14 protein-coding genes, 1 other RNA gene and 1 pseudogene are annotated in these 14,622 nt (G+C 34.8%); 12 read left to right on the top strand and 4 right to left on the bottom strand.

Going from position 1 to position 14,622, the window contains the following annotated elements; translation table 11 throughout:
• Nucleotides 1–87 precede the first annotated feature (87 nt).
• Entirely contained in the window at nucleotides 88–2,496 is a 2,409-nt protein-coding gene (locus tag EVI01_RS14120; RefSeq protein WP_010750322.1) for an immunoglobulin-like domain-containing protein, read from the top strand.
• 121 nt (nucleotides 2,497–2,617) lie between these two features.
• Here the strand turns inward: EVI01_RS14120 and EVI01_RS09970 are convergent, their stop codons facing one another.
• The 4 genes from EVI01_RS09970 to EVI01_RS09955 form a co-directional block, all read right to left on the bottom strand.
• Nucleotides 2,618–3,091, bottom strand: coding sequence for a universal stress protein (locus EVI01_RS09970; protein ID WP_010750323.1), 474 nt, complete (start codon nucleotides 3,089–3,091; stop codon nucleotides 2,618–2,620).
• Between the two features lie 70 nt (nucleotides 3,092–3,161).
• A complete protein-coding gene (locus tag EVI01_RS09965; RefSeq protein WP_010750324.1) occupies nucleotides 3,162–3,449 on the bottom strand; it encodes a hypothetical protein in 288 nt (95 codons plus the stop codon).
• A gap of 114 nt (nucleotides 3,450–3,563) precedes the next feature.
• A non-coding RNA gene (gene ssrS / locus EVI01_RS09960) (6S RNA) lies at nucleotides 3,564–3,758 on the bottom strand.
• A gap of 68 nt (nucleotides 3,759–3,826) precedes the next feature.
• Nucleotides 3,827–5,113, bottom strand: a complete 1,287-nt coding sequence (locus tag EVI01_RS09955) for a replication-associated recombination protein A (protein WP_010750325.1) — start codon at nucleotides 5,111–5,113, stop codon at nucleotides 3,827–3,829.
• A gap of 349 nt (nucleotides 5,114–5,462) precedes the next feature.
• Between EVI01_RS09955 and EVI01_RS09950 the strand changes: the two genes are divergently transcribed.
• The 11 genes and pseudogenes from EVI01_RS09950 to EVI01_RS09900 all read left to right on the top strand — a co-directional run.
• Complete coding sequence (locus tag EVI01_RS09950) at nucleotides 5,463–6,338, top strand: FAD-dependent oxidoreductase (protein ID WP_010750326.1); 876 nt, start codon at nucleotides 5,463–5,465, stop codon at nucleotides 6,336–6,338.
• A 24-nt stretch (nucleotides 6,339–6,362) separates the two neighbouring features.
• Nucleotides 6,363–6,803: a hypothetical protein gene (locus EVI01_RS09945; RefSeq protein ID WP_010750327.1), complete on the top strand. Its 441-nt coding sequence runs from the start codon at nucleotides 6,363–6,365 to the stop codon at nucleotides 6,801–6,803.
• Entirely contained in the window at nucleotides 6,784–7,014 is a 231-nt protein-coding gene (locus EVI01_RS09940) for a hypothetical protein (RefSeq protein WP_010750328.1), read from the top strand. Before EVI01_RS09945 ends, EVI01_RS09940 begins: the two co-directional genes overlap by 20 nt.
• A complete protein-coding gene (locus EVI01_RS09935) occupies nucleotides 6,990–7,592 on the top strand; it encodes a class I SAM-dependent methyltransferase (RefSeq protein ID WP_010750329.1) in 603 nt (200 codons plus the stop codon). The genes EVI01_RS09940 and EVI01_RS09935 overlap by 25 nt, the downstream gene beginning before the upstream one ends.
• Nucleotides 7,593–7,896: 304 nt before the next feature.
• On the top strand, nucleotides 7,897–8,556 hold the full coding sequence (locus EVI01_RS09930; protein ID WP_010750330.1) for a DNA-3-methyladenine glycosylase: 660 nt from the start codon (nucleotides 7,897–7,899) through the stop codon (nucleotides 8,554–8,556).
• Nucleotides 8,534–9,022 (top strand): DUF3013 family protein, encoded by a 489-nt coding sequence (locus EVI01_RS09925; protein WP_010750331.1) that lies wholly within the window; start codon nucleotides 8,534–8,536, stop codon nucleotides 9,020–9,022. Before EVI01_RS09930 ends, EVI01_RS09925 begins: the two co-directional genes overlap by 23 nt.
• A 12-nt stretch (nucleotides 9,023–9,034) precedes the next feature.
• The gene (prmA, locus tag EVI01_RS09920) at nucleotides 9,035–9,982 is read left to right on the top strand and encodes a 50S ribosomal protein L11 methyltransferase (RefSeq protein ID WP_010750332.1); all 948 of its coding nucleotides are present in this window, start codon (nucleotides 9,035–9,037) and stop codon (nucleotides 9,980–9,982) included.
• Entirely contained in the window at nucleotides 9,983–10,735 is a 753-nt protein-coding gene (locus EVI01_RS09915; RefSeq protein ID WP_010750333.1) for a 16S rRNA (uracil(1498)-N(3))-methyltransferase, read from the top strand.
• Between the two features lie 405 nt (nucleotides 10,736–11,140).
• Complete coding sequence (locus EVI01_RS09910) at nucleotides 11,141–13,354, top strand: RelA/SpoT family protein (RefSeq protein ID WP_010750334.1); 2,214 nt, start codon at nucleotides 11,141–11,143, stop codon at nucleotides 13,352–13,354.
• Between the two features lie 11 nt (nucleotides 13,355–13,365).
• Nucleotides 13,366–13,812, top strand: a complete 447-nt coding sequence (gene dtd, locus EVI01_RS09905; protein ID WP_010750335.1) for a D-aminoacyl-tRNA deacylase — start codon at nucleotides 13,366–13,368, stop codon at nucleotides 13,810–13,812.
• A 595-nt stretch (nucleotides 13,813–14,407) separates the two neighbouring features.
• Nucleotides 14,408–14,622: pseudogene (locus EVI01_RS09900) on the top strand (hypothetical protein); the annotation flags it as partial.

Here is a 14,622-nt window from a genome sequence, read left to right as displayed (position 1 = left end):
GTTTTTTTTAAATAAAGAAAAAAATAATTAGGACTAAATAGGCTATGATCACCTTAAATTAAAAAAATAAAAAAGGGTGGTTTTTAATTGAAAAAAAGAAATTTTAAAAAGAATTTAGTCTCGTTTTCGACTGCAAGTGCATTAGTACTATCGAGTTTATCTGGAGTAATGGCGCCACTAGCACATGCAGAGCAACAAGGAGTGGAAGAAGGAATTACCATTACTTCATCTGAAGAAAAGAAAAAAAATAATGAATCAGATGAAACAAGTACTTCAGATAAAAAAGTAACGGATTCCAAAAAAACAGAAGAATCAACTTCCGATACCGTAGAAAAAACAGCATCAAGCGAGGATCTTCCCGAACAAAAGAATAAAGCGACAGATGAAGCGATCCAAAATGCTACTGCTACAGTGAATAATCTATTTGACGCAATTGGTGCCAAAGTAAGTAACACTAAAGCACAAATCGATGCAGCCAAACAACAAGTTACAAGCTTACCAGAGAGTGAGCAAAAAACAGCGTTGTTGGAAAAAGTAGCACAAGCGCAACAAGCCTATGACACATTGATGAAAAAATGGCAAGTGGCAAATGAGACAATGGATAAGTACTTTGTGGATGGGGATATTGGTAATCCTAAAGGTGAATTAACAACAGAAGAAGTAGTTGATCTTGCTCAAAAATTGGGAGAACTTCCATCAGAAAATATTACTTTTTTAGAAGGTTATACTACAAAGGAATTATGGAAAAAATATGATCAGCTAATCGCTGTATCAAATGCGATACCATATATCAATCGTTTATTTATAAACGGTAAACCAAATCAAAACAATGCGCAACACGAAATAAGTACTGCTTTTTCTTTAGTCAATCGGTTAGTAGATGGACCAGTCAAACAAAAACTTTTAGAAAAAGTCCAAGAAGCTCAACAAGCATATAATGACGCACATGCGGGCACACAAGACCCAGCAGAAAAACAAGCGATGGAAGCTGTTGCTCAGCTTTTTAATGGAGACACACCTAAAGACACCAATACGCAAGAAGAAATTGATGCTGCTAAGAAAAAAGTAGAAGCAGTGAATGATCTTTCTCCACAAAAAACAAAATTATTAGAAAAAATAGCTATTGCTCAAGCTGCTTTGGACGATAGAATAAATGCGTTTAAAGTTGATAGCTATTGCTATGGAAATGTTTATATGACAGGGCAATATAGTGGCAATATCAAGAAATTTAAATTAATTGTTGATGGGAAAGAATATACCCCAGGATTTAGATTATTACCAAACAATAAATTTGAACTTTATATTGGGAAAAAAATAGCCTCGACAACAAAAACAGTCACAGTAAAAAGTTTTGATGAAAAAGGAAAAGAAATAGGTACAAGGGAAGTTTCTGTACAATCACCTCAATTGACTGTGGAAGAATATACAGTAGGTAAAGATTATATCAAAGGTCAAGTTGTAGGCGAGGCTAAAAAATTCCAATTAATTGTGGATGGCAAAGAATTCTCGCCAGGTTTTAAACTTTTAGCGAATAATAACTTTGAAGTATATGCCAAAAATAAAGTAACAACAAGCTCTAAAAAAGTCATTCTAAAAGTATTGAATGCTGAAGGTGTAGAAATTGGCATGCAAGAAATTACAACTAAAACGCCAAGTTTAGATGTAAATTATTATAAAGTAAACACTGACTATATTACTGGTTCTGTTACTGGTAATGTGAAGAAATTCAAATTGATAGTGGATGGCAAAGAGTATTTCCCAGGATTCAAGTTGTTAAAGAATAATCAATTTGAAGTATATGCAAAGAATAAAGTGTCAACAACGTCTAAATCAATTACTTTAGTAAGTATAGATGAACAAGGAAAAGAAATTGTGAGCAAACAAGTACCTATCATGAGTTCAACGATCGAAGAGGCTTTAACAACAGTAAATAATTTATTTGATGCAATTGGTGCCAAAGTAAGTAACACCAAAGCACAAATCGATGCAGCAAAACAACAAGTCACAAGCTTACCAGAGAGTGAACAAAAAACAGCGTTGTTGGAAAAAGTAGCACAAGCACAACAAGCCTATGACACATTGATGAAAAAATGGCAAGTGGCAAATGAGACAATGGAGAAATACTTTATTGATGGGGATATTGGTAATCCTAAAGGTGAATTAACGACGGAAGAAATAGTCGACCTAGCTCAAAAATTAGGCGAACTTCCTTATCAAAATATTACTTTTTTAGAAGGTTATACTACAAAGGAATTATGGGAAAAATATGATCAGCTAATCGCTGTATCGAATGCGATACCATATATCAATCGACTATTCTTTAACGGTAAACCAAGTCAAAATAATACGCAACACGAAATAAGTACTGCCTTTTCTTTGGTGAATAAATTAGTAGATGGACCAGTCAAACAAAAACTTTTAGAAAAAGTCCAAGAAGCCCAGCAAGCATACAACGATGCACATATAATCAAGCCAGCCACTCAAACTAAAAAGTAAAAAAGAGATTAAAGCTCTTCTGAACAAAATCTTTTTCTAAGTAAAAAATAATAAGGAATCAATAAAAGTAAAAAACCTCGCTTATGACAAACTGGGTAGTCATAAGCGAGGTTTTTAATAGTTAGTCTTTCTTTTTTTCAGGTAATTTATTTTCTAAATCGGTGCGGACAACAAGGACATCACAAGTTGCATTACGTATCACGTATTCTGAAACAGAACCAATGAATAGACGTTCAACTGCATTTAGCCCCGTTGCTCCTAATAGAATGAGATCTACGTGGTTATCCTCAGGAATTTCTTTAGCAATGATTTGTTTTGGAGAACCATATTCAATCACTGTAGATACATGATTTAGTCCAGCTTTTTTTGCATTTTCTTCATAATCCGCTAGCGTTTGTTTAGCCATTTCAGTTGCTTGTTCTGCTAACATACCATCAAAGGAAGAAACAGTTTGAAAAGAACGAGTATCAATGACATGGGCTAATAAAAGTTCTCCATTGTTTCGCATAGCAACATTGACGGCTTTTTTGAAAGCTAATTCTGCTTCAGCTGAGCCATCAACGGCCACCATGATTTTTTTGTACTGTTGTAACATAAGCATTCACTCCTTCAGATAAATCGATCATTTCTATTTCTATTGTAAAACAATTCAAGCAAAAAGAGAATTAATTACTGTCTGGTTTGACCATTTTACGAGCAAAAGTAATGCTGAACACGGAAGCCACAAGAATCACAAGGACTAAATAAGCTAGAGCAATAAACCGATGATTGAAAAAGGCAACAAAAATACCTAATATGCCTAAGAATGAATAGATAGCACCATAAAATTGTAAAAAGCGACGATTTTTTTCGTTTTCTTCAATTAAAACGAAAAAGATAGGTTGTTTTCTCAATAAATAATAGCTAACAAATAATAATAATACAGCAGCAATACCCATTAAAAGTTGAATCATATAAATTCCTCCAAAAATCTGAGTTTCGTTCATAAAGGTTTCGTTTCAAGTCAATACTTCAAAAAAAGAGGCTGTACCAAATAATTGGCATAGCCTCTTAATCTTAAAAAAATGGTAATCTCCGTTAATGCCGTTGTTCGTCCTGTAGTATTGATCCCGCGAATTCAAGCAGGTGGGTCCCACGGTCGTAGCATTGAACTACCAAATGATAAGGCATGTTACCAGCTGTGACACAAGACAGGTCCCAAGATATCAATAAAAATGTTCGGTCAACACACAAAGAGGACAATTCGAACATCACAGATTTCCCACCTCTATAGTAGCATAGGGAAATAAAAAGAGCAATGAGAGCGCTCATAAAAATTATGGGTGATCGTTTATTTTTTAGTAGCTTTCTTTTTCCATTCATTGATCCGATCATATTGCTGTTTGAGCGCTTGTTCATATTTCCCTGTGCTTTTTGGATGATAATAAGTAGTATTTTTTAATTTATCAGGTAAATATTGCTGGTTGACCCAAGCTTGATCAAAGTTGTGAGGATATTGATAACCAATACCACGATTCAAGGCTTTCGCTCCTTGGTAATGACTATCTCGTAAATGATCAGGAACATCACCAGCCTTTCCAGCATGAATATCAGAAATGGCTTCATCCAACGCCGAATAAGCAGAATTAGATTTAGGCGATAAGCATAAATCAACGACAGCATCTGCTAGCGGAATCCTTGCTTCAGGAAGCCCTAATCGTTCTGCAGCTAGTACAGCATTGACTGTTCGAGCAGCGGCAGCCGGATTACCAAGCCCGATATCTTCATACCCAATGACCATCAATCTTCGACAGATACTTGCCAGATCACCTGCTTCTACTAAGCGAGCAAGATAGTGAAGTGCTGCATCGACATCGCTACCACGTATCGATTTTTGAAAAGCAGAAATCACATCATAATGTGCATCACCATCTTTATCATGCGTAAGTGCTTTTTTCTGCACACATTCTTCAATAATAGTTAAAGTTAAATGGATTGTGCCAGACTCATCTGGTTTAGTAGAACGTGCAGCTAATTCTAGCCCATTAAGCGTGCTTCTCAGATCGCCATTTGTTGCACGGGACAAATGTAGCAAAGCATTTTCGTCTAATTGAATCAATAAATGGCCAAGCCCCCGTTCTTTATCATGCAATGCTCGCTTTACAGCTTTCTGTATATCTTGCTCGTCTAAGGGTTTCACTTCAAAAATTTGTGTTCGACTGCGAATGGCTGGATTAATGGTAATATAAGGATTTTCAGTAGTAGCACCGATCATAATGATTCGCCCACTTTCTAAATGGGGAAGTAAAAAATCTTGTTTTGTTTTATCTAATCGATGGACTTCATCAAGTAATAGGATCACTGTGCCACTCATTTTGGCTTCTTCTGCCACTATCTGTAAATCTTTTTTTGTGTCAGTCGCAGCATTGAGCATACGAAAAGCAAAATTTGTTGATCCAGCAATAGCGCTGGCGATACTTGTTTTCCCAGTTCCTGGTGGACCATATAAAATCATAGAAGACAACATTTTGGCATCAACCATTCGACGAATAATCTTGCCTTCGCCCACTAAATGTTCTTGTCCTACGACTTCATCGATGTTTCTAGGACGCATACGATAAGCTAACGGTTGTTGCATGAAATGGCCTCCTTTTATTTTTCGTTCGTTAATTATACCATATTTTATAAAGTTCATATATTTTTGTTTATTTATATATAGGAAATATGATGAAAGTTATTTTTTAACAAGTAGATTGAAAGGTATCATTAGTAATCTGAAAAGTTTTCGTTTAAGTGATTTACATGTTAAGTGCTAAGGAAAAAGGATTTGTGAATAAGAATAGATAATTATATTTATTTATTTTTTTTTTTTTAATTATTAACCATCCGATTGTATCCGCTTGCAAAAAGTGTTATAAATATACTTTAATATAACATAGTAAAATAAAAGTAGGAAGTATGGTGAAAAAGAAAGGAGAAAATAACGATTGGATCGGAAGAAAGGTGAAATGGATAAATTAATAATAATCGGTGGTGGGTTTTCAGGAAAACTAGTAGCAATTGCAGCAGCTCAATTTGTCAAAGAAGTCATAGTTGTAGAGAAAAAGGAGATAGTCAACGGGAATACTTCTATAGATGTTGAGCAAAAGGATCATGTCCATATTCTTTTGAAGAGAGGATTAAATGAGTTAGTTAAACTGTGTCCGGATATAAAAGAGCGACTTCGCTCAAAAGGTGCTGTTGAATATGACATGAAGAAGAACTTCCATTGGTGGCATTATGGAGGGGAAAAAATACGAGTTGACAGTGATTTTTTTATTTTACAACAGTCTAGAAAACTGTTAGAAGATGTACTGATGGAATATGTAAATGAATCGCCAAATATTACTTATTATTGCAAGACTAAATTTATTGAATTTTTAACACCAAAAAATAATTTGGAGCAAAAAATCAAGGGGATTACAGTTCAAAAAGATAATAAAAGATTTGATCTATCAGCAGACGCATTTGTTCTTGCTTGTGGTAGCCCTGAAATTACTCATAAACTATTCTCCAAAAAAACTCCTATTGTATGTAAAAAAATTAATTTATGTTACTATTCAAGAAATTACAAAATGATTGATTCTGTTGATTGGTTTGGCTGTGCAAGTTCTCCTTTGTTTCCAAATCAAACACAAGGAGGTGTGATCTTAAAAACAGAAAACCCTGAAGAATACATAGTTACACTAAGTGCATACAACCACAAACAAAGTGGTGAAAATAGGATTTATTCTATTTTAGAAGAACTTCCTAACAAAAAAATAAAAGAATTTATTGAAAAGGCAACGCCTATGACTGAATGGCAAGTATTTTCGATTCGATAAATTAAATTTCTGAGAATTAAAAAAATGAAAGGCAGACCTAAGAACTTATTTGTGGTTGGAAATGCTTATTGTTCATTTGATCCAATTTTTGGTCAAGGATTAAGTGTAGCTGCTATTCAAGTTTCGATCCTTCAACAGATACTAAAAAAATACTGCAAAGCAACTGAAGGGTTTGATAGTTATTATCGTGAAGCAGAAAAAATCATTCAACAGGCATTAAACTTATCCTATGCAGAAGCTAGCCAATCAGGCAGTAAAATAGATTATATTAATCGAATAAAACATCAAATGATTATTTGTTTATCCGAAATATCTACTTATGATACCGAAATGCTTGAAGACTTAATTGAGGTGATGCATCTAAATAAACCTGTACATAAAATTCTTACATATAAAAATTTCAAAAAAATGCTTAACTATTATTTATTTATAAGGAGAAAATTTAATGAAAACAGAAATCAATAAAACTATGTTAGCTGTACCTTACATTCGAGGGTGGTATTTAGAAGAATCTCGATCGAAACAGCTAATTAAAAAATATGCAACAAAAGCGTCTGTACTTACGGATCAAATTAATCAAGCAAATGGCGGGATGTTTACGAGAAATGTTGCTACGAGAGCGCATTATTTTAAAACTGTTATTGAAAAAAAATGGAAACCTATGAACAAATTTTAGTTTTAGGAATCGGATTAGATACAAAGTTTGATGAAATTTCACTTTTAACTACTCACAAAGTTTATGCAATTGATTTAGAAGAAACAGCAATTAAAGCGATTTATGCAGAAGCGCATTTAGAAACCAAAGTAAAAATAGTTAGAGGAAATCTTGTTGATTTAGAAGAAAGTTCTGTGTTGGACCGTTTAATAGCAGAAGGGTTTGATCCTAATAAATCTACATTTGTTATTTGGGAAGGTGGAACCTTTTACTTAAGTGCTTCTGAAGTAATGAAAACATTGCTATATCTAAAAAGAACTATTAATATCACAAGATTTGCTGGTGATTTTTTAAATGCAAATGTGTTTCACGATAAAAATCATGAATTGAAAGAAATGATTGAACAAGTTTTAACGATTCTAAAAAGATCGGGGAATGAATGGAAAGGTTTTTTTGATGAACGTGAATTAAAGGAATTTTTCTTTGAAAAATGTTCATTAAAAAAAATAGAAATGCGCATGCATGGAGAAGTGGAAGCATCTTTATACAAGGAGGTAGTGGTTATTCCAGATTTAATTTTTTTTATTGAATGTTTTTAAATAAAGAGTTGTGGATTTTTACTTTTATTGTCTGACGGTTGCAAGTGAAATAAAAAATACAAGAAACGTATGAAATCAAAGTTTCTTGTATTTTTTTTTGATTTTTTAATAGCTGCTGGCTTTCTTAATGAAACCCAAAATGAGTGAAAACAAGTTTTTCCTGTGATTGACACTATAAAAAGAAAAAAAGCAATGCTTCGTTTCATCTACTCAAAAGTAAACTAAATGGCTTGTATTTAAAAAGAAAAGGTACATTTCATAGCTTATCCCTTTAAATTTGTGTATGATAAGAATGGTGAATAAAATGACAGAAAAAGAGAAATTAGACAAACTTTTATTGAATAAAACAACCCCAGAAGTGGCAAGAGATTTACTTGGCATGTATTTGGAATATGTGACACCGACAGGGACGGTTGGTGGATATATCGTTGACGTAGAAGCTTACCTTGGACCAGAGGATCAAGCCGCACATAGTTTTGGCATGCGAAGAACACCACGAGTATTAGCTATGTATGAAAAACCAGGGACCATTTATCTTTATACCATGCATACGCATCGAATCTTAAACATTATTACACAACCAGAAGGCATTCCTGAGGGGATAATGATCCGAGCGCTTGAACCAGAAATAGGCATTGCACAAATGAGTATCAATAGAGGGGGTAAAACGGGTCCTGATATTAGCAATGGACCAGGAAAATTAGTTGCTGCATTAGGGATACCACAGGAGCTTTACGGAAAATCAATTTTAGATAGCCCTTTACATTTTGTTTTTGAAAAAACGAAAAAACCTAAAAAAATTTTGGCTTTACCAAGAATAGGCATTCCTAATAAAGGAGAATGGACAGAAAAACCATTACGTTTTGCTGTTTCTGGTAATCCATATATTTCATTACAAAGAAAGAACCTGATTGATGAAGATTGGGGATGGAGGAATGAAAATGAAAAAAGTAAACTTACTTGATTATTTAGACCAAACAATTGAAGCAAAAATCACGGATTACGATGTTGCATTAGACTGGGATACGAAAAATCATACGATTGAAATCGTGGTTCGTCTATTTGCTGAAAATAAAGCAAATTTAGAGATTGATGATGTAAAAGGAGTCGTTTCTGAAGAAGAAATCATTGAATTTGAAGATGGTATCTTGTTGTTTAATCCGCAAAAATCAGTCTTTAATGAAACGGATTATTTAGCTGTGATTCCTTATGAAGGAAAGAAAGGACTAGCAAAATCAGTAATTGATGCAATAATTGTCTATTTGAATGACGTGCTGGCACAAGGGCAAAGTGATCTGTTAGATTTCTTAGATGCAGAAGATGAAACAGCGGTATTTGAGTTGAAATGGGACAATCAAGTGTTAACAAAATTAGTCGAAGAAAAGCAAAAAAATAATGCAGATACCTATTTACCATATCCAAGTTATTAAGGAGCGAGTTTGATGAAATGGAATGAAGTAAAAGTAGAAACAGCCAGTGAAGCGGTAGAAGCCGTCGCCAATATTTTAATGGAGGCAGGAGCAAGTGGTGTGGCAATTGAAGACACGTTAGATATTGAACATTTCAAATCAGATCCATATGGAGAAATTTTAAATAAAGAAGATTTTACTTCGTTAAATGATGGCGCATTTGTAATGGCTTATTTTCCAGAGACGATTTTTTTACCGGAAATTTTACCGTTTATTAAAAATCGTGTGACACAACTGCCAGAATTTGGTTTGGCCATTGGCAAGAATATTGTGACAGTTAGTGAAGTAGAAGAAAGTAACTGGGCAACTGCTTGGAAAAAATATTACCATCCTGTCCGTATTACTAGAATGTTAACGGTGGTGCCTAGTTGGGAAGATTATCAAACCAGTGATCCCTTAGAAAAAATCATTACGCTAGATCCTGGAATGGCTTTTGGTACAGGCACACATCCAACAACCTCTTTGACCTTACAAGCTTTAGAAACAGTATTACGTGGTGGTGAAACAGTGATAGACGTAGGAACTGGTTCAGGAGTTTTAAGTATTGCTGCGAAACACTTGGGTGCAAATGAAGTTTATGCTTATGATTTAGATGAAGTAGCTGTTCGTTCTGCCAAAGAAAATATGGACATGAATGAAGTGGCCAAAGATGTCCATGTAGCAGCCAACGATCTACTAAAAGGAATCGAGATTGAAAGTGATGTCATCGTAGCAAATATTTTAGCGGATATTATTTTATTAATGATCCCAGATGCATGGCGTTTATTGAAACAAACAGGAAGGCTGATTGTTTCAGGTATTATTGAAGAAAAGAAACAGCTGGTGATTGACGCTATGCAAGCACAGGGTTTTGTCGTTGATCAAGTCTTTCAACAAAAAGATTGGTATGCCATTATTTTAAAAAAGCCTGAGGTGGAATAGATGCAACGTTACTTTTTAGAAGAAGCGTATCAGCCGAATGAACCATTTAAACTTTCAGGAGAAGCTTTTCACCATGTGGTTCGTGTGATGAGCATGACACCAAAAGACCAAGTCTACTTAGTTTTTAAGGATCAAGTATCCATCCGAGCTGAGATTACCGAAATTCAGGATAATGTTGTTTATTTGGTAGAAGTAGAAAAAGAAAAAGGACAAAAAGAATTACCGAATGCTATTACGATAGCTAGTGGTTATCCAAAAGGAGATAAACTGGATTGGATTGTCCAAAAAGGAACAGAGCTAGGTGCTCACGCATTTATTGGATTTCCAGCGACAAACTCTATCGTCAAGTGGGATAGAAAAAAAAGAGAAAAACGGCAAGAAAGACTACAAAAAATTGCCCAAGAAGCTGCTGAACAATCCCATCGCCAAATGGCACCTCAAATAGAATTATTAGAAACACAAAAAAGTTTTTTTGATCGTCTTTCTTCTTATGACGTAATAGTGATTGCTTACGAAGAATCGGCAAAACAAGGAGAGCTAGCCAATTTAGCAAAGGTTTTTAAAGAGCTGACTGTAGGCAAGCGTGTTTTAGCGGTTTTTGGACCTGAAGGTGGCTTTACGCCTGAAGAAATCGCAGTTTTTATCGAAAAAAATGGAATACTTTGTGGTTTAGGTCCAAGGATTTTACGTGCAGAAACGGCGCCCCTTTATTTACTAAGTGCGGCCAGTTATCAGTGGGAATTAAACCACTGATAGCAATGAAATAAAATCAGAGAAAATTGAAAAATTCCCCAACAATCTGTATAATAAAAACAATTATTTTAATGTAAACAACGGAGAAACTCACTATTTTTGAGAGTGAATAAGTAGTAAGAGGAATCGTGGATGAGTACACAGAAAAATAAAATTGAAAATAGCCATTTTATTTTTTGTTTCCTTGTTGTGCCTCGTAGCTATTGTTTGGATGTTTTGTTGTCCAGTCTAAGTCTAAACAAAATCTTTAGATAGAAGTTACATGACTTTTTCCACTTAGTCAAAAAAAGGACACTCATCGATTTTGATGTTTCTATAAAAATAAAGAGAAGTAAGAGCGTTTCTTTCTTTTCTATTGTTCAATTAAAACCTGTTGTTCACAACCTTTGAAAGGGGGATTTTTCCATGCCAAAAGAAGAAATATTAACAGGTCCTGGTGTAATTAAATTGGTTAGCCAATATATGGGTCCTGATCATGTTGCATTTGTTCAAAAAGCCTGTGACTATGCTACTGCTGCTCATGAGGGGCAGTTTCGAAAATCTGGTGAACCTTATATTATCCATCCCATCCAAGTCGCTGGAATCTTAGCCGATTTAAGAATGGATCCCCACACAGTCGCAACTGGTTTTTTGCATGATGTCGTAGAAGATACAGATGTGACTTTAGACGATTTAAAACAAGAATTTGGACCAGATGTCGCCATGCTTGTTGATGGTGTCACTAAACTGGGGAAAATCAAATATAAATCACACGAAGAACAATTAGCAGAAAATCATCGCAAGATGCTGCTAGCAATGGCGCAAGATTTACGTGTCATTATGGTGAAGTTAGCTGATCGACTACATAATATGCGTACGCTAAAACATCTTCGTGAAGACAAACAACGTCGAATTGCTCAAGAGACGTTAGAAATTTATGCACCATTGGCTCATCGTTTAGGGATTAGTCGTATCAAATGGGAGTTAGAAGATACAGCACTTCGCTACCTTAATCCTAAACAATATTATCGAATCGTTCATTTGATGCAAACAAAGCGAGAAGAAAGAGAAAAGTATGTTAACGCAACGGTTGAAGATATTCGCTTAGCAACAGAAGAACTAGATATCTATGCGGAAATCTATGGCCGACCAAAACATATCTACTCGATTTATCGCAAAATGAAAGACCAAAAGAAACAATTTAATGAAATTTACGATTTACTTGCTATTCGCGTGATTGTTGACTCCATTAAAGATTGTTATGCTGTTTTAGGGGCGATCCATACAAAATGGAAACCTATGCCTGGACGCTTTAAAGATTATATTGCTATGCCTAAAGCGAACATGTACCAATCGTTGCATACGACCGTCATTGGTCCTGCAGGAAATCCTGTAGAAATTCAAATACGAACCCAAGAAATGCATGAAATTGCTGAATTTGGGGTAGCTGCGCATTGGGCCTATAAGGAAGGTAAAAGTGATAAAGTAGAGCCAGATGGAATTACTAAGCAATTAAGTTGGTTCCATGAAATTATTGAGCTTCAAGATGAAAGCTATGATGCTTCTGAATTTATGGAGGGTGTCAAAGGCGATATTTTTAGTGATAAAGTTTATGTTTTTACACCTAAAGGAGACGTCACAGAGTTACCAAAAGGCTCTGGACCTTTAGATTTTGCTTACAGTATTCACACGGATATCGGCAATAAAACGACGGGGGCTAAAATCAACGGCAAAATGGTCCAGTTAGATTATAAATTGAAAAATGGTGATATTATTGAAATTTTGACTTCACCTAATTCTTTTGGACCAAGTAGAGATTGGCTAAAACTAGTCGCAACAAGTAAAGCTAGAAATAAAATTAAGCGTTTCTTTAAAGCACAAGACAGAGAAGAAAATATTATTAAAGGTCATGAAGCTATCACCAAATGTATCAGTGATCTAGGATTCTTGCCAAAAGAAATACTGTCAAAAAACAAGTTACAAGATGCTTTGGAAAAACTAAACTATCAAACGGAAGATGATATGTATGCGGCCGTGGGTTATGGCGAAGTTAGTCCATTAACAATGGCGAATCGTTTGACCGAAAAAGAAAGAAAAGAACAAAAAATCGAACAACAAAAACAAGAAGCAGAAGAAATCATGAATCAACCGAAAAAAGAACCTGAAAAAATGAAGGTTCGTCATGACGGTGGTGTGGTGATTCAAGGTGTTGACAATTTGTTGATTCGGATTAGTCGTTGTTGTAATCCAATTCCTGGAGATGATATCGTCGGTTATATCACGAAAGGACGAGGAATTTCGATTCACCGTAGAGATTGTCCGAATGTCCAACCTGATAAGCCAAATGTGGCAGAACGACTGATCGAAGTGGAATGGGAAGACACTTCCAATACTAGAAAAGAATACGATGCTGATTTAGAAATTTATGCTTATAATCGTTCTGGAATGTTGAATGATGTTTTACAAACGGTCAATACGATGACGAAAAATTTAAACAGTGTCGAAGCACGAACCAATAAAGATAAAATGGCGACGATACATTTAACAGTTGGTATTCAAAATCTAACTCATTTAAAGAGTATTGTAGATAAAATAAAAGCTGTACCAGATGTCTACAGTGTCCGTCGAACAAATGGTTAGGAGGAAAATGTGTGAAAGCCGTCATACAACGAGTGAGTAAAGCGTCAGTGAGCATTAATCAACAAGAAGTTGGAAAGATTGATCAAGGTTTTGTCATTTTACTCGGTGTTCATGAAAAAGATACGCAAGAAGATGTGGATTATTTAGTAAAAAAAATTGTGAAAATGCGCATTTTTGAAGATGAACAAGGAAAAATGAATTGCAGCATTGAACAAATACAAGGGCAAATTTTGAGCATCTCTCAATTCACACTTTTGGCAGATACCAAAAAAGGAAACCGACCAAGTTTTATTGCGGCTGCTCGTCCAGAAAGCGCCATTGCCTTGTATGAATCGTTCAATAAAGGCATCGAAGAAAATGGGATTCATGTGGAAACCGGCCAGTTTGGAGCTGATATGGCCGTTTCTCTAGTCAACGATGGACCTGTAACAATTGTGATTGATTCTCAGAGTAAATAAATATTGTTTAACTGCTTATACTTTTTTATGATCAAAATGAATGAAAGTCTGAACCATTGTGTCATTTAAGCAATACAATCGTGGGATAAAAATTCTTGATCTAACGAAGAGGTCATTAAAAGGCTGAATTATATTAGGCAATAAGCCCAAACAGGGGGATTTTCTTCTGTTTGGGCTTATTGATGTAGATGCAAACTTTTGCACATTAAATCTCACCTCATCATCCTTACATATAGTCAAATACGTTTATCTAATACATAAAATATCGTGAAAAAAGTTAAGGATTATTTTCCTTCATCCAATCTAAGATGAGTAAAAAGCAAAAAAACTTTAAAAACTAAGCCATTAACTAAAAAATGAGAAGAACAATCGTTACATGGTTACCTTCTACAATTTAGAAAAAGGTCTGTTTGAGCATTAAGGAAATAATAGCCAGTTAAAATAATAATCAAATTCTGTACGCAAAATCATCATTTTTATCGCTCCAGTTTTTTCTATTTTTAGAAAATTTAGGTGAGAGAAAAAATGAAATCTAGATATAAAGCGCTTTCTTTCTTTTGTATACTCAAAGCAACAAAAGAAAAGGAGTAAACAAATGAAAAAGTGGACAAAAAGATGGCTTGGTTTATTTTCAGTGATTCTCTTACTCGTTTCGGCTTGTCAACCAACATGGATGGCTTTGGCTTCTGAACGAACATTACAAGAAGCAAAAGCTTACCCCGTCATTCATAAACAAGTCGAAAACTTGGGTCTTTCTCTCTCTGAAAGGCCAGCGTTCGATTCAGAAACTTCGGATAAAGGATTTCAACC

Origin of the sequence: Enterococcus villorum (genome assembly GCF_007990225.1) — a bacterium.
GTDB classification, from domain to species: domain Bacteria; phylum Bacillota; class Bacilli; order Lactobacillales; family Enterococcaceae; genus Enterococcus_B; species Enterococcus_B villorum.
The sequence above is the reverse complement of the archived record's forward strand: the minus strand, read 5'-3'. Positions and strand labels throughout refer to the sequence as shown.